General features: G+C 58.7%; 12 protein-coding genes and 3 pseudogenes. 7 read left to right on the top strand and 8 right to left on the bottom strand.

Annotation, left to right across the window (positions count from 1 at the left end):
* Positions 1 to 9: 9 nt before the first annotated feature.
* From J8G15_RS21610 to J8G15_RS14025, 3 genes and pseudogenes are all read right to left on the bottom strand, one after another.
* Positions 10 to 216, bottom strand: a pseudogene (locus J8G15_RS21610) (hypothetical protein); the annotation flags it as partial.
* A gap of 195 nt (positions 217 to 411) precedes the next feature.
* On the bottom strand, positions 412 to 684 hold the full coding sequence (locus J8G15_RS14030) for a DUF2164 domain-containing protein (RefSeq protein WP_210542783.1): 273 nt from the start codon (positions 682 to 684) through the stop codon (positions 412 to 414).
* Positions 685 to 755: 71 nt separating this feature from the next.
* The gene (locus J8G15_RS14025; RefSeq protein ID WP_210542781.1) at positions 756 to 1,688 is read right to left on the bottom strand and encodes a DMT family transporter; all 933 of its coding nucleotides are present in this window, start codon (positions 1,686 to 1,688) and stop codon (positions 756 to 758) included.
* An 89-nt stretch (positions 1,689 to 1,777) separates the two neighbouring features.
* Between J8G15_RS14025 and J8G15_RS14020 the strand changes: the two genes are divergently transcribed.
* Positions 1,778 to 2,683 (top strand): LysR family transcriptional regulator, encoded by a 906-nt coding sequence (locus tag J8G15_RS14020; protein ID WP_210542779.1) that lies wholly within the window; start codon positions 1,778 to 1,780, stop codon positions 2,681 to 2,683.
* A gap of 30 nt (positions 2,684 to 2,713) precedes the next feature.
* On the opposite strand, the gene J8G15_RS14015 is transcribed toward J8G15_RS14020, so the two are convergent.
* A complete protein-coding gene (locus J8G15_RS14015) occupies positions 2,714 to 4,993 on the bottom strand; it encodes a nitric-oxide reductase large subunit (protein ID WP_210542777.1) in 2,280 nt (759 codons plus the stop codon).
* A 306-nt stretch (positions 4,994 to 5,299) separates the two neighbouring features.
* On the opposite strand from J8G15_RS14015, the gene hemN reads away from it, so the two are divergent.
* The gene (gene hemN, locus J8G15_RS14010) at positions 5,300 to 6,688 is read left to right on the top strand and encodes an oxygen-independent coproporphyrinogen III oxidase (RefSeq protein ID WP_210542776.1); all 1,389 of its coding nucleotides are present in this window, start codon (positions 5,300 to 5,302) and stop codon (positions 6,686 to 6,688) included.
* 618 nt (positions 6,689 to 7,306) lie between these two features.
* Here hemN and J8G15_RS14005 read toward each other — a convergent pair.
* The 3 genes and pseudogenes from J8G15_RS14005 to J8G15_RS21605 all read right to left on the bottom strand — a co-directional run.
* Entirely contained in the window at positions 7,307 to 8,644 is a 1,338-nt protein-coding gene (locus J8G15_RS14005; RefSeq protein ID WP_210542774.1) for an IS1182 family transposase, read from the bottom strand.
* Between the two features lie 907 nt (positions 8,645 to 9,551).
* Positions 9,552 to 9,818, bottom strand: coding sequence for a hypothetical protein (locus tag J8G15_RS14000; protein WP_210542773.1), 267 nt, complete (start codon positions 9,816 to 9,818; stop codon positions 9,552 to 9,554).
* 210 nt (positions 9,819 to 10,028) lie between these two features.
* Positions 10,029 to 10,254 (bottom strand): annotated as a pseudogene (locus J8G15_RS21605) (hypothetical protein); the annotation flags it as partial.
* A 140-nt stretch (positions 10,255 to 10,394) separates the two neighbouring features.
* On the opposite strand from J8G15_RS21605, the gene J8G15_RS13995 reads away from it, so the two are divergent.
* The 5 genes from J8G15_RS13995 (at position 10,395) to J8G15_RS13975 (ending at position 15,232) form a co-directional block, all read left to right on the top strand.
* Positions 10,395 to 11,945, top strand: a complete 1,551-nt coding sequence (locus tag J8G15_RS13995; protein ID WP_210542771.1) for a Rieske 2Fe-2S domain-containing protein — start codon at positions 10,395 to 10,397, stop codon at positions 11,943 to 11,945.
* Positions 11,942 to 12,943 (top strand): PDR/VanB family oxidoreductase, encoded by a 1,002-nt coding sequence (locus J8G15_RS13990; protein ID WP_210542770.1) that lies wholly within the window; start codon positions 11,942 to 11,944, stop codon positions 12,941 to 12,943. The genes J8G15_RS13995 and J8G15_RS13990 overlap by 4 nt, the downstream gene beginning before the upstream one ends.
* Positions 12,944 to 12,974: 31 nt before the next feature.
* Complete coding sequence (locus J8G15_RS13985) at positions 12,975 to 13,787, top strand: class II aldolase/adducin family protein (protein WP_210542768.1); 813 nt, start codon at positions 12,975 to 12,977, stop codon at positions 13,785 to 13,787.
* Positions 13,788 to 13,864: 77 nt separating this feature from the next.
* Positions 13,865 to 14,449 (top strand): hypothetical protein, encoded by a 585-nt coding sequence (locus J8G15_RS13980; RefSeq protein WP_210542767.1) that lies wholly within the window; start codon positions 13,865 to 13,867, stop codon positions 14,447 to 14,449.
* 102 nt (positions 14,450 to 14,551) lie between these two features.
* Entirely contained in the window at positions 14,552 to 15,232 is a 681-nt protein-coding gene (locus J8G15_RS13975) for a GntR family transcriptional regulator (protein WP_210542765.1), read from the top strand.
* A 643-nt stretch (positions 15,233 to 15,875) separates the two neighbouring features.
* On the opposite strand, the pseudogene J8G15_RS22145 reads toward J8G15_RS13975, so the two are convergent.
* A pseudogene (locus tag J8G15_RS22145) lies at positions 15,876 to 16,171 on the bottom strand (Na+/H+ antiporter NhaA).
* Between the last annotated feature and the right edge of the window lie 39 nt (positions 16,172 to 16,210).

Here is a 16,210-nt window from a genome sequence, read left to right as displayed (position 1 = left end):
CGGCCAAGCTTTGGAACTGCGCACGCTCAGTAGCATTGTCAACGACAAAATGCCAACTACGACGCCCAACGACACGGCTACCGGGATCTTGTAAATGTCGATCAGGCACATCTTGGGTCCAATAAACACCAGGATCACCGCCAGCCCGTAGTTGAGCAGGTGAAACTTGTTGGCCACAGCGGCCAACAGGAAATACATTGCCCGCAGACCCAGAATCGGCCCGCGCCACATGGCCGCGCAATGTGCCCAGCGGCTGAGCCTGCCTCAGCGCGTGCAAGGTGGCGGTGTCGGGTTCGCTGAAGTGTTTGGGGTGTACATGGTTTTGCCAAGTTAAATTGGACTCTATCCCCCGTCATGCCTTCGGGAGTAGCTATCAATTTTGATGTTCCGCCTTGGCTGGGTTGACTGGAGTCACCGGGCTTTGCGCTGGCGCCCGGGCTTGTGCCAGTACTGAAGCTCGCCTTCATGGACTTTAATGTCCACTTCCATGATGCGCGCCTGCAATCGGTCTTGCACGTCGGACACCGCCTTGTTGTACACCAACGGCCCCAGCTCTTCCAGAAAGAAACCCAGCAAGCCCCCGGCCGCCATGTTGCCAATGGGCTCGTCCATGTGTTCGCAAAAGTAGCGCTCTATGGATTGGATGGCCTGGGTCTGTGCCTCTTTGGATATCTCGATGGTCATGGGATGTGGAAGTTAAAACTGGCCGAACGCCAAGGCGCAGCATAGACCAACCCCAACCGGCCAAGCCCTGTTTAACGCACGCGGTTGACCAGAAACACGCCGCCCAAGGCCATGGCGCCGCCGGCGATCAGGCTGGGGTTCACCGGCTCGCTCAGCACCAGCCAGCTGATCAGCACTGCAAACACCGGCACCAGGTTGTTGAACACCACCGTGCGCGCCGCACCCAGTTGGCGAATGCCTTCGTAGTACCAGACAAAGGCCAGCGCCGTGCCCATGAAGCCCAGAAAAGCCAAGCTGAGCCACACCTCCGCCGTGAAGGCAGACGCTTGCAGCGTGGGCAGCTCACGCACGGCCACGCCCATCAAAAACAGCATGCCCCAGATGCAGGCCCACAGCGTGGCCAGCAGTGGCGACAAGCCTTGCAGCAGGCGGCGCCCCAGCAGCGTGTAGGCGGCCCAGGCGCACACCGCGCCAAACATGGCCAACTCGCCGCGCCCGATTGATTGCGTCAACTGCGACAAGTCCCCTCGGGTCACCACCACCCAAACGCCCACCAGCGCCAGGCCCACGCCCAGCCAGCGCGTGGTGGACAGCCGCTCACCCATCAGCGCAGCGGCCACCATCAGCGTGACCGCCGGGTTGAGGGCCACGATCAGCGAGGCGCGCCCGGCCGGCATGAGCGCCAACGCGTTAAAAAAGAACAGGTTGTACGCAAAGATGCCGGTCGCGCCCAGCGCCATGGTGCCCAGCAGTTGGCGCCGGGTGATCTGGAACATCGCGCGCAGACCTTGTGACAGTTGCAACGCCACCAGCAAGGCCAGCGTAGCAAACACATACCGGATGCTGGCCGCCGTCGCGGGCGGCAGGTGGCCCGCCACGATGCGTCCGGCAATGAAGGTGCCACCCCAAATGATGGGCACGCAACTCAGTCGCAGGTAAATACCCATGAGGCTGTTGGTCGGTAGGGCGGCGGGCAGGGCGAGGGACGCGTTGGCAGGGGTCATGGTGAAACAGTGAGAAATGGGCGGGGAATTCCGTTGTTGGATGAGAATAGTTAGAAATACACTCACGCTCAAATGAGTAAACCTTCATCATGACCCTGAGCCAACTCGAAGTTCTGATCGCCCTGGATGAATGCCGCAGCTTTTCTCGGGCCGCCATGCGATTAGGAACCACCCAGTCCGCCGTCAGCCACGCGCTGCGGGCGCTGGAGGGGCAGTTTGCCGTGAAGCTGGTGCTGCGCAACGCCGCCGGGGCGAGCATGACCGACGCCGGCGAGCGCTTGTTGCTGCGCGCACGCGAGATGACGGCGCTGGCCGCCACCATGACCCAGGAGTTGGGCGACGCCCGCCAGCTCAAGACCGGCACGCTGCGCATTGGCTCGTTTGGACCCACCTCCACCATGCACCTGTTGCCGCCGTGCCTGGCGGCCTTCAAGCAAAGCCACCCCGCCGTGCAGGTACGTATTGAAGAAGAGAGCGACGAGGTCATTGACCAGTGGTTGCTGCAAAAACGGGTCGAAATTGGCTATGTCATCGTGCCCGATGAGCGCTTTGAGGTGTTGCCTCTGGTTCAGGACGAGTTTGTGGTCATCTTGCCGGTCGGCCACCCGCTGGCCGCCTTGCCGGCACTGCCCATTAACGCCATCGACGGGCTGGACTTTGTGTTGTCTGAGGCGGGCGGTGGCCCGGTCATCCTGCCGCTTCTGCAGCGCCATGACGCGCGCCCGAACGTGCTGTACCACTTCACCCAAATTGTCTCGATTCTGGAATTTGTGCGTCGCGGACTGGCTGTCTCCGTGGCAGCTCGTTTGGCCCTGCCTGACGAGCATGAGGGCGTCGTCTACCGGTCCCTGTCGCCCACCCAGCCGCGCACCGTGGGGCTGGCCTGCCTGGAGGTGGGCAAGCTGTCACCCTTGGCGCGGGCGTTTTGGGACGTGGCCAAGGCACAGGCCAAAATGCCCGGGACAAAAAAATCCGGACGCCTGGATTTCCCCTGACGTCCGGATTTTGAGGTTCACCGAGCGGGTTTAAGCGCGCTTGGTGGCGGCCAATGGCACGCGGGGAGTCGGTTGCTCCTTGGCGCCAGTCAACAAGCGCAAGGCAAACAGGGCCAGGAAGACGCAACCCATGGCAAACACCACGTCACCGGGCACCCGCATCCACACCAGCGTTTCCATGAAGTGCGAATGAATCACCTCAGGTGAGCGGGCAAACCACATGCCTTTGGTGATGCTGGCCCAGGCTTGGTAGATACCGGCTGGCACCAATGAGAAGAACACCATCATGGCCAGGCCAATGTTGAGTGACCAGAACATCGGTTGCAGGAGCTTGTCAGACCAGGCGGACCGGTCAGACAGGCCACGCACGCAGAACAACAAGAGGCCAATGCCCAGCATGCCGTACACGCCAAACAGCGCCGCGTGGCCGTGTGCCGCCGTCATGTTCAGACCCTGCATGTAGTACAGCGCAATCGGGGTGTTGATGGTGAAGCCCAGCAAGCCTGCGCCCACCACGTTCCAGAAACCCACGGCAATGAAACACAGAATGGGCCATTTGTAGCTCTGAACCCAGGGCGCCGCCTTGGAGCGCTGGTAGTTGCGAAACGCCTCCACACCAATCAATGCCAGAGGCACCACTTCAAGTGCGGAGAACATGGCGCCAATCGCGATCACAAAAGTGGGGGTGCCGGTGAAATACAGGTGGTGCAAGGTGCCCAGAATGCCGCCGAATAAAAACACAATGGTCTCCAGCACGATGGCGCTGTTGGCCGTGGCCGCGCGGATCAGGCCCAGGCGGGTGAACAGCAGCGCAATGACTGCCGTGGCAAACACCTCAAAGAAGCCTTCCACCCAGAGGTGCACCAACCACCAGCGCCAGTACTCGATCATGGCGTAGTGCGTCTTTTGGCCCCAGACCAGTGAGCTGGCGTAGAAGCCGCCAATACACAGGGCCGCCAGAAACACCATGGTGATCAGGCCGCGACTCTCTGACGGTCTTTTCAGGGCAGGCATCAAGGCCCGGCCCAACAGCGTGACCCAGAACAACAAGCCCACAAACAGCAGCACTTGCCAGACCCGGCCCATGCTGGTGAATTCAAGGCCTTGGTTGCCAATCCAGAAGCTGTAGTCGTTGCCCAGGTGTTGCAAGGTGCCCAGCCAACCGGTGGCGGTGGAGCCAACCACGATGAACAACAAGGCGTAGAACAAAAGGTTCACGCCCAGCTTTTGGTACTTGGGCTCATGGCCCGAGATGGCGGGTGCAATGTACAAGCCCGTGGCCAGCCACGCGGTGGCAATCCACAACACGGCAAACTGGGTGTGAATGGTGCGGCTCACCGTGAACGGCAAAATTTGCGCCAGCGGGAAGCCAAAGAAACTCTGGCCTTCGACCGCGTAGTGGGCGGTGACCACGCGCATGCCCACCTGGGCCAGGATCAAGCCAATCACCACAAAAAAGTACTTTTGGGTGGCCCGCATCGAGGGCGTGGGCTTCAGGTCAAACAGCGGGTCGTTCTTGGGCGGCGCGGGGTCGCCCTCTTCTTTGGCAGTGGAGTGCACAAAAATCATGCCCGCAATGGCGGCAATCATGAAGATGATGCTGGCAATCGACCACATGCCGGCGCCCACCGTGGGGGTGTTGCCCACCAGCGGCTCATGCGGCCAGTTGCTGGTGTAGCTCAGGTCCGTCTCACCAGGACGATCGGTGGTCGCAGACCAAGACGACCAGAAAATAAATGCGGGCAAAGACTGCAGGTCCGCCGGGTCGGGCAGGGTGCCGGCGCTCATGGCGTATTGCTCGCGCAGGGCGTCCATGCCGGGGTCGGTGCCAAACAACTTCACATAGTGGTCCACCACGCTGGCCACCGCTTCAGCCCGGTCGGGTGACAGCGTGATGGTGTTCGTGGCGGCGTCATAGCTGTTGTGGCGCATCTCGGCTTTGAGGCGGCCGTTCAGCTCGGCTTGCTGGCCGACGCTCAAAGTCTCAAAGGCCTGGCCGTGATCGCGCTCGGCCCAAATGGCACGCAGCGCCAGGGCTTCGCGGTGCAACCAGTCGGCCGACCAATCGGGTGCCACATAGCTGCCGTGGCCCCAGACCGAGCCCAGCTGCTGGCCGCCAGCGGACAACCAGGACTCTTGCCCGTGCTGCACCTGACCCTCGAAGAAGAGGACTTTGCCCTCGGTACTGATGACTTGTTTGGGAATGGGCGGCGCTTTGAGATAAATCTCTGAGCCGACCCAACCCAGGACTGCAAATGACAGCACACAGATAGTGGCGAGCCAGGTCCAGAGTTTGCGCGTGGCGTGCATGGTGGATGACCTTTCAGAGGAGTTGAAACGAATCGCAGGTCACACCGGAAACGGCCTTGAACTGCAATAGATGCATCTAAATACTTCTTACATTAAAGAGGCAAATAAAATACATCTTTATTTGAATTTAATCGTATTTCGATCTGGATTCACCCGCCACGCAACACGTGATCGTCCAGCGCGTTTCACTTGACTTGAGTCAAGGTGGGCGCGGTTTATCTGTTTGAAAATAACACCCACACAAGGCTGGGCGCGAGGCGTTGCCTTCAGCCCCTTCCAACAAGCTCTGACACAGGCACCCATCCCATGCAACAGCTCCCCGACATCGAGTTTTCTGAAGCGTTAATCCGCCGTTACGACAAGCTGAGTCCTCGCTACACCTCTTACCCCACCGCCGACCGTTTTCACGGCGAGTTCACCGAGGCCGACTACTTCAATTACCTGGAGCAGCGCACCGCGGACGCCAACAAAAATCCGCCGCTCTCGATCTACATCCACGTGCCGTTTTGCGAGTCGCTGTGCTACTTTTGCGCCTGCAACAAAATCATCACCCAAGACCACAGCCGCACCACCGAGTACCTGCGCTACCTGGCCAAAGAAATTGAGCTGGTGGCCGCCCGCATTGGGCCGGACCGGCGCACCGCGCAGCTACACTTTGGCGGCGGTACCCCCACGTTTTTGACCCCGGACGAGCTGCGCCAGCTCATGGCCTTGCTGCGCACTCACTTCAATTTCTTGCCGGATGCCGAGTTGGGCATCGAGATTGACCCCCGCACCGTCAGCGACGGCACCATGGCCATGCTCGGTGAGTTGGGCTTTAACCGAACCAGCTTTGGCGTGCAAGACTTTGACGCCGCCGTGCAGCAATCGGTCAACCGCATTCAGCCTTACGAGATGGTCGAAGAAGCCGTCACCGCCAGCCGCCAGGCCGGGTTTGAGTCCATCAACGCTGACCTGATTTACGGCCTGCCCAAACAGTCGCTGGAAAGTTTCAACCGCACGCTAGACCGCGTGATTGAGCTCTCGCCCGAGCGCATTGCGCTGTACAACTACGCCCATCTGCCCAGCCGCTTCAAAGCCCAGCGCCTCATCATCGAAGCCGATTTGCCCAGCGCCGAGCTGCGCCTGCAAATCTTTTTGATGTCCGTGCGCCGCCTGCTGGAGGCCGGCTACATCTACATCGGGCTGGACCATTTCTCCAAACCCGAAGACGAGCTCAACAAAGCCCGGCTGGACAAAACCTTGCACCGCAACTTTCAGGGCTACACCACGCGGGCTGACTGTGATTTGATCGGTTTTGGCGTCTCCGCCATAGGCAAAGTGGGCCACTCTTACAGCCAGTCGGTGCGCACCGTCAAAGCCTATTACGAGCACCTGGACGCGGGCCGCCTGCCCGTGGAAAAAGGCTTTGCCCTGACCGCTGACGACGTGTTGCGCCGCCAAGTCATCATGGAATTGATGTGCAGCGGCCCGGTCGACTTTGCCGCCGTCAACGTCGCCCACGGCATTGACTTTGTGAGCTACTTTGCCGACGAGCTGAGCCAGCTGAAAACCTACGAAGACGCCGGCCTGATCACCGTGGACGCCCACAGCATCCACGTCACGCCGAAGGGCCGCATGTTTGTGCGGGCGGTGGGCATGGTGTTTGACAAACACTTGGCGCAGTCGACAGCCAAGTTCTCGAAGCTGATTTGAGGTTTTCTCTGGCTGGCATTGCCTGGAAATACTGCTTCTATATTGATAGCGACTTGCGCTTTTTCTGCGTGCGCTAGCGGGCTAAAACCTATGTAATTGTTTGGGGCTTGTGAGTGAGCGTACGGCTTGCCACGGCCTTGTTCATTCCCCGCTATCCCCCAACCTCTTTCACCCCCGCCGGGGCGGAAAGGGGAGCCGAACTCCCGTATTTGGCCGACGCTTTTGCGTGACCGATCTCAATGGGGGAGAGCAACTTTACAAGTAACCGGGGCCCGGGGCTGGGCGTCGTGGGGCATGGCGAGCAATGGCACAGGCTGCACGATGAAGTTTGAGGTGCACGCCTTTGAGCGACTGCAATGAAGGCGGAAGCGGTCAGTCGGGGGCGTGGTCCAGTTTTGGGGAAAACGGGCTCCATGGTGTCATGGGCGAGCCCCTTCGGAAGTTCCCTAGGAGTCTGGGCGGCAGAAGGCTTTAAACGAGGGCGAATTGGTTCATAGGCCGCTCAATGCGGTCTGGCCGATGGTGAACATGTTCGTCAACGCCATCGTCTTTATCGGCCAAGCCCGGTTCAAGCAGGCTCAGGATCGCCCCGTTTGTGGTTTTGGTGCGCTTTCTCACTCAACTCGCCTGCATCGCCCCCATTCGGCGAAGATTGAGCGCCAGACAAACGAGCTTGAACTCGGCTTTCACCTTTTCTAACCCCCGCATGCTGAACTGGCGAAACCCCAGAACGTTTTTAATCCAGCCGTTGGGCGGCTCTGCAATCCACTTGCGCTTGCGGTAGTCAAGCTTGCCTTGTTCGGTGTCGAACTTGGCCGCCATCGCTACCGAGTGCGGGTAGCGCTTGGCATCGCGGGGCTTGGCCAATACTTTGCCCTCGCGCCCCAACGCGATCACCAATTCGGTCTGTGGCTGCGTTTTTGCCAACTCTGCCATCACCGCCTCACTGCGGTAGCCCGCATCGGCCAGCACCTGCTGCGCTTGTACTCCCGTGTGCGTCTTGACGGCCGCCAACACCATGGGCAATTGCTGCACATCCGAGCTGGTGTTGACCACTTCGGCGGCCACGATGATGTGCGCGCTCTCATCGACTGCGGTTTGGGCGTTATAGCTGTAATCAAAGCCACCACCGGCACGCTTCATGATGCGTGATTCGGGGTCGGTAAAGCTTTCCTGGGCTTTGGCCGCAGGCACACCAAAGTCACGCTGATATGGTTTGCCACCCTTGGGCTTGCCGTCTTTGTCTTTGGGTTGGCGTTCGTCGCTGGGGCTGCGCCCACGCTGGGTGTCGCTTTGACGCCGGCGCTCTTCAAGGCGGGCTTTGGCTGCAACAATGGCTGCCAGCCGAGTTTGCCGGCGTTCAAGCTCAGCGGGGATGTCAAGGTCGGGTTCGTTCTTCTCGGCCTCATCGGTGTTGGCCGCCTTTTGCAGCAAGACTGCAATTTGGGCGTTGAGGTCGATCTCTGTGGTTTGCATGCGCCCATAGCTCATCGCCTTGTGGCGGCTGGCATTGGCCTTGATCTTGGTGCCATCCACGGCGATGGTGCCCAGTTTGACCAAGCCCATTTCGCGCGCCAGGAGTACGACTTGGACAAACAGGTCAGTGAACTCGCTCAAGTGCAGGGCGCGAAAAGCCCGTATCGTGCGGTGGGCGGGGAAGTTGTCAGCGCCGAGCACGCGAAAGGCCACGTCCTCAAACAGCTTTCTGGCGATCTTGCGTGAACTGAATACGCCGGTAGCGTATGCATAGACCAAAACCTTGACCATCATGGCCGGGTGAAACGGCTGATTGCGCGGGCCCCCTGCTTCGTAGCGAAGATGAAACCCACTCAAGTTCAGGCTGTCGACGGTGTCGTTGATGAAGTAGACCAGATGGCCTTGGGGTAGCCAGTCTTGCAAGGCGCGGGGCAAGAGTTGTTGCTGTTCTGGGTGATAGGGGATGTAGCTTGCACTCATGCCCCTATTGAATCTCACACTTCAAAAATCAGCATCGGGACAATCCCTTCTGCCGCCCAGACTCCTAGAATAGTGCATCCGCATCCGAAAACGCATACTCATTCCGGCTCATACACCATCTCATTCGACCGAAAGCGCTGTTTCTTACGCTGCACGCAACGCAACAATTGCCCGCCGTTTAGCGTTGGCGCTGATCGTCACATGCACGGCAATGATGTTGCTAGGGCCGACGATCGCGGATTCGGTACTTGCGATCTTAGGTTGTCAAGGAGGGGTTGATTGCGGACCCATCGTAGACCTCGTGGGCGGGCGTTTTGCCGCGTTCTATCGGGTCGATCAGTTGCTGGACATACCGTTTATTTTCCTAGTTCAGTTTTGGCCCGCCATCCTAGTATCGATTGGGCTCATCCTTTACGTTTGCTACCGCAAACCACCAGAATACCTACGGGCGCCGTTATCGCCCCTCGAAGATTTGCGTCGGCGCTCCTCCGCTTATCGTGGGCGCTGCGTTTAACGAAGGCTTGCCTTGCGAGCTTGATAGCTTTCTGCGTGCTACTGGGCACGCCGCTTGTTGCAACGGAAACTGCAAGAGTTGCTCTCTCTTGGCTGGGCTGCGAAGTGGATCCCTGGCGCAGTCCGCCCGCATGCTTAGAGTGGTCCGGTTTTTGGATCCCGCGGTTGCGTGACTACGTTGACGGGTGGTTCACAGCTCCCTACTTGCTAGTCCTGCACTTCGGTTGGCTAATACTTGCGTGGGCTGGTATTCGTGCATTACTGTTTGGATTGACGAGGCTTGTACGCTGGCGCGAACTGGGTGAATGAATATTCCCCAGCACGCGGACTACATTGGCTAAATGAGCCCATCCCCTCGAAAAGCACACCCGAGTTTTAATTTGATGGGCATAAATTATTCTTGGTAAATCAACAGCTTGCGTACTTTCTTGGTGTCCATTAATTTCATCATTTCGATGGACACATCGATGGCTCGACTGTCCATTTTATTTTGAATATTCCAGTCAAACCTACCCCCTGTTTCAAAGTAGGCCATCGGGTAGTTGGAACTAAAGTCGAGCCGTTTCCTAAGAAACAGTTCGTTTGGAATGAACGTCAGCAATGCAGCGGCATGTAATTCGGCAGTGCGGACGGAAGCGGCCAAAGGGTCTACGACTGCCAATGTCTCTTCCCGACGATCAGCTGACGTTCATCTGCGGAACTCGAAAAGCAGGAAGAGCACGTTCCGGTCAAACGACTTTTCGATCTCCATGCTCCAGAGCGGTCGTAGCATGTACAGGTTGACGGGCAACAAAGATGCGATGAAGTCGATGGCCGGTGCATCCGCATCGGCACCAGTTGCTGGCAGTCACGAATGACCGCTGTCAGGCGGTCAAATCGTCGGGGTCACCTCCCGTAAAGTCTTCGCTCTGATATCGATCTGCTCGGCCATTTCTAGCGCGTTTCGGCTTTGACACTTAAATACTTTACGTTGCTCTCAATTTTGGTGTGCCCTGGCCGTCGCTGAACGGCTCGAAGGTTTTTAGTACGACGGCAAATCAGGGGGCCTAGGTCCGTCGCATGGAGTGTGTTCCATAAAGGGCTGAACTCAAGTCGATCTACTTCAAGTAGTGACTCGCGGTGAATTAAGGGAAATCCCTCATGCGAAAATTTCAAATCGATTTTAAACTCTGTATACAGTATTCAGAGTACGGTATTTAGAGTTTGTTTTCACCGACCCACCTCACGGAGCCCAATCATGACCACCCTTCAGGATAAGTTTGAAAATAACGCCGTTGCAGGCGCCCCAACCGCCAAGAAGCTCATCCCCTTCGGCGGATACTTCACTAACAAAGAACCCAGCCACGACGCCGAGCTGACGGAAGTAGGGCCGGGCACGCCAACAGGCGAATACATGCGCCGCTTCTGGCAACCTGTGTGCATGACGATGGAGCTGAGCGACACGCCCCGTTTCCTCAAAATCTTGGGTGAGGAGCTGGTCTGCTTCCGGGACGGCAGCGGCCACATCGGTCTGCTGCACGCCCACTGCGTGCACCGGGGCGCTTCGCTAGAGTACGGCAAGATTGAAGAGCACGGCATCTCCTGCTGCTACCACGGCATGGTTTTCGATGTCGACGGAACCTGCCTGCGCGTGCCTTTCCCCGAAGGCGAGGAGGAGGAAGGAGAGCGCTATCGCTGTTCCATTCGTCAAGGCGCCTACAAGACGGTTGAGCGCAACGGGCTGGTCTTTGCGTACATGGGCCCGCCTCAAGATGAGCCGCCTTTTCCTGAATGGGAAAGCAATTTCACCGTGGCCGAAGGCGACGAACTAGTGCCTTACAGCAACTTCCAGCATTGCAACTGGCTACAGGTGCAGGACAACTCGGCCGACAACTTCCATACGATGGCGCTGCACGCCAAACGCCAGGTTACCGGTGAGCATTACCAAGGCACGACCTTTGACGAAGTGGGCGCAGCGTCGATGGAAGTGCCTCCGGATATGCAGTTCGTTCCCATCCACGGCGGTCGTGGCTTGGCCTGCTCAGGTGCGCGCCGTTCTGACGACAACCACATGTACATCCGCGTTCAGCATCAGGTTTTGCCCAACCTGAGCCTGCACGCCTACACATCGGAAGACGGACACAAGAAGAAGCTATTTGGACGATTTCACATTGTCCGCTGGACGGTGCCAGTGGACGACCTCAACTCCAAGATGATTGGCTGGCGAGTGATGGGGCCGGGTATCGATACCCGCGGAGTGGGTAACAAAAGCCTCGTGGGTTATGAAACCATCGATTTTCTGGAGGGGCAGGTGGCACTGCGCCGGCCAGAGCGCTTTGGAAAGTATGAACTGGAAGACATGCCTCCCATTCCCAGCGACCACCGCGCACGCCCCAACTATAAAGACTGCCAGTACGCACCCGGCGACTATGAAGCCATCATCAGCCAGCGCCCCATCGCCATCCACGCCCTGGAGAATCCGACCAAGTTCGACGCCGGCGTCTACATGTTGCGCAAGCTGCTCCGCGATGCCGTACGAGGCAGCAACCCCAAGGCTGGCCCAGAACAGTTCGCGGACTGGCTGCGCGACTGCGGCGGCACACCAAACAGCTACTGCTCGGGCAACGTGTTTGAGCTGCCCGTGGGGCGGACCAAGGAAGAAGAGGTCACGCTGCGCCGCCACCTGGCGCGCCAGGTCGTGACCATCCTGACCGAAGCCGATGGCATGAAGGGCCCCGAACGCGACCGCTTCGTGAAGGCAAAACTAGAAGCCCTTCAGCAAGACGTGCTGGCACGGAGGCAAGCATGAATGCTCCACTGCCTCAGGGCGTCCTTCAGCCTGAAGCAGCGGGTGCACCATTGCTACGGCTTCAGGTGCGTGCCATCCGTCTGCTTGCCGAAGGCATCCACGCTTTTGAATTGATAGACCCGGATGGCGCCGAACTACCGACGGTGAAGGCCGGTGCCCACGTCGACGTACACCTGCCTGGCGGCGTGATGCGGTCTTACTCGCTGGCCGGCGACCCTGCCGACCGCATGAGCTGGACCTTGGGCGTCCTGCGGGAACTCAACGGAAGAGGTGGCTCAAAGGCCATGCACGAGAGTGTGCGCGTGGGTGGTTTGCTGACGGTGGGAGCACCGCGTAACGCTTTTTCCATGGTACCGGGGGCCGCGCACACAGTGTTGCTGGCTGGTGGTATCGGCATCACGCCGATTAAAGCCATGGCGCACGAGCTGACTGCTCAAGGGGCGTCGTTCGAACTGCACTATTGCGCCCGCAGCCCGCGCAATGCTGCCTTTGCAGAGTCGTTGCGGCTCCTGGTGCCACAAGATAGGCTGCACCTCCATTTCGACAGCGGCGTGCCGGGCCAGGGCCTGGACATCACGAGCTTGCTGCGGCGACAACCGGAGGGGGCGCATTTGTACTACTGCGGCCCCGGCGGCTGGATGAAAGCCTGCGCCGAGGCCAGTGCACATTGGTCACCCCGCAGCGTGCACAGTGAGCACTTCAAGGCGACCGAATCCACACCGAAAAACGCACCCGGCGCGAGCTTTTCGGTGCGGCTGGCCCGCCAGGGCATCACAGTGCCGGTGCTGCCCGAGCAAAGCATCGTGCGCGCCATCGAACTTGCGGGCCACCGTGTGCCCACTTCATGTTTGTCGGGATTGTGCGGCGCCTGCAAGGTCGACTACCTCGAAGGCGAAGTCGAACACAACGACTACATCCTCACCGACGAAGAAAAAACGCGCTGTCTCACAGTTTGCGTCTCACGTGCTACCAGCCCGCTCCTCGTGCTCGACCTCTAAAAAATCCACCTGAACCTCACCGGAGAACACTATGCTCAACAAGGTCAAGAAGATCTCGATCTACCAGCCCGAACAACCGGGACTGATTTACCCCGAAATACCTGAATTCGACAACTTCGAGGCAGAACGCCTGCATCTCAAGCAGCGGCTGGTGGCCGCGTGCCGCGCCTTTGCTCTGGAACGCTTCGACTACGGCTTCGCTGGCCACCTCACCATCCGAGACCCCGAGCATCCCGAACTCTACTGGACCAACCCAATGTGTGTTCATTTTGCCCAGGTCAAGGTGTCTAACCTCATCCTGGCCGACCACAAGGGCCGCGTCGTGGAGGGCAGTCACGCGATCAACCGCGCTGGTTTCGTACTGCACGCGGCGGTGCATGAGGCGCACCCAGACATCATTGCGATGTGCCATGCACACACGGTCTACGGTACCGCTTTCGCCGCACTAGGCCGAGCGTTGGAGCCTATTTCGCAGGACGCCGCAGCCTTCTTCGAGGACCACGTGGTCATTAAGGACGAGGCCGGCCAAGTGGCGGTAGAAGAGAGCGCCGGCATGGCCGTTTGCGACTGGTTCAAAGGCGTGAAAGCCGCTATTCACCAGAACCATGGCTTGCTCACCGCCAGTCGACACAGCATTGAGGCCGCCGCCTTCTGGTTCATTGCGCTGGAACGTTGCTGCCGCCAGCAATTGATGGTCGAGGCCTCTGGGCACAAGCCTGTCCTGGTAACGCCGGAGCGTTCGCGCTACAGCCGAGATCACGTCGGGTCTGAGTACATCGGTTGGCTGCATTTTCAGCCGATCTATGAACACCTAGCGCTCTCCCAGCCGGACATGTTCAACTGATTGACCGATGTCTGTGGCGCGACTAACCCCCGAGTGACACCGCCGGTGAACCCGGCATGAAGTGAATGGATAAATTCATGCCACCATTCCAACTGGACTACGGGCCGCCCGGCACCTTGGTCAAGCGACCACGCCTGTGGCGTCTGGCGATCGGGTTGTTGATCATGGCTGGCGTCTCAGTGGCTGTTCTGTGGCTCTGGGCATTGCCCGGTTGGTTGGCGGCAACGCCCGCCATGGACAGTCGCCTGGGTCTTGCGGCGTTGGGCGTGGGCGGCATTGCTGTCGCCCTGCATGCGGTTGCTTGCGATTTGTTGCACGTGCAGCGGGTCCGCTTTACTGCAGACGGACTCCATGTCAAGTGGAGTCAAGTGCCGCACCTGTTGGGCGCGCGAGTCGCGATAGAGCGGCAGGTGGCGTGGCGAGATGTCGATCATCTTGAATGGAAAGAGGGAAGATTGGAGAACGATCTCAAACAACACTTGGTGTTGTATCTCAAGACACCACTGAACCTTAGTCAGAACCGGCTGCAACTTCTGGTCTGTGACGACCAGAACGTGAACCACTGTGAGGCCTTGATGGCCCACCTGCCCCCCGGCGTTGTGACACCGTGCTGGTTGGCTGCCGCACAGTTGTGCCGCCAGAAAAAACAGGCAGCGCGATAAAGTCGTTGGTACGGGACGGAGATGGTTGCGCGTTATCAAAGTTGTTGTTGGCGCCGCTCTGGTTCTGTACTCTGTACACAGTCTTCGAAATAGAATATGCGGATGCGTTTGCAACTTGAAAAAATTCCCACTCGTAGCGACTTTGTCGAGACAGTCTATAACGTGCTGGTCGATGCCATCACCGATGGTTCGCTGGCGCCGGGTGAACGTATCACACAGGAGGAGATTGCGGAGCAGTTGCATGTGTCTCGGTCTCCGGTATTGCAGGCGCTGCGTATGCTGAAGAAGGACGGCCTCATCGAGGACGCGCCTGGCCGAGGCGTTCAGGTCGCACCGCTGGACCCGGAGTGGGTGGACCATCTCTACGAAGTCCGAGGAGCGCTCGATGTACTTGCGGCGCGCTTGGCGGCACAGGCAGGCGTCACGATCGATCCAACATTGATCGAGCAGGGGCGTTTGATTTCGAAAAGTGGTGACCTTAAGCGCATCATCGACGCGGACATTGCTTTCCATTACGCCATTTACACCGCCTCGGGCAATGCTCTGATTGCGGAGAGTGCCAATCGTTACTGGGTGCATATTCGGCGCGTTATGGGTGCAGTACACCGCTGGACCAACCATCGTTCTGCCATTTGGGATGAGCACCAGGCCATTGCCGAAGCGATAGGCCGTGGCGACGCAGCCCACGCAGTGTTTCTGACAGAGCAGCACATCTCAAGCGCAAAAACGAATCTTGTGAACCAACTCAGGGACAAGTTGGCGCGAGATCTGGTAGCTGCCTGATACGAAAGTGGGTCAAGAGTCCGGGGCTAGTTCACCACGCATCGCCAGCGCTATATCCCATTTCTAAGCGTGGCTCTGACGATATTGTGTGAATTACACAGTGGTTTATTTAGGTCAACGACTTCGCACTCGGGCTGGTCGGCCTGATGCTTCTTGGATCGAGAAAGTCAGGGGCAGATGCCACAACACATGATCTCGGCTGGGGTTGCACCGGCTTCCCCAGCCACGAGCCCACGCCAATTGGCGTTGATCTCCCCCCGGCAAGCGGTAGTCTATGAATGACCGCTATCAGGCATTAATTATTCCGATCGCTATGACAGCTTTGGGTCGATCGCCGGCACACATGAACGGCGAACGACCGGAACCCAAGATCATGCAATTGAACCGCCCTATTGCGGGTATTGATGGGCGACTCCTTGCGCTGCATACCCGGTGCTGGAAGCGAAAACCCTAACGGCAGCTTTGGGTCGGGAACCGCCGGCGGCGGCCGAAGTGTGGCGGACCGCTTTTGTCTAATGGAGTCCGTCGAGTGAAAACGGGGCAAAATTTGGGCGGCTGACTTCAACAGACACAAAGCGGTGTACCGACTTGTCGCCTTTAAGGTCTGCAAGACGGGCGGAAGTGGTCATAGATGGTGGGGGCCTCAACTTTGCCATTGGGGCATCAGCGGGCGCTTGTGAGCGGCGGCTCTGAGGCGCTTCAACTTGAGTCGATGAAACCCAACGAAGGCATTTTGGGCGGCCTTTGGGTTGGATAGCTGCCCCTCCAGCATCTCGCGTTTGAGCTCCAGCCCGACGAAGAAAAAAACAACGCTATCAACGCGTTCTTGATCCAGTACGCCACCTTCATCTCAATGCCGTCGCCTGTGGGTCCAATGCTGAAAGTGGTTGCAAGGAGCGATTGGTACGCAGAACCACAAGCTGAATTCACGACGACCATTGCCGGCGCGGCGACAAAAAACAGCAATGCGCCTGGCAC

The sequence above is a fragment of the Rhodoferax sp. PAMC 29310 genome, from assembly GCF_017948265.1.
In the GTDB taxonomy this organism is placed as follows: Bacteria; Pseudomonadota; Gammaproteobacteria; order Burkholderiales; family Burkholderiaceae_C; genus Rhodoferax.
Note: the sequence above shows the minus strand (reverse complement) of the source record. Positions and strands in the feature narration are given on the sequence as shown.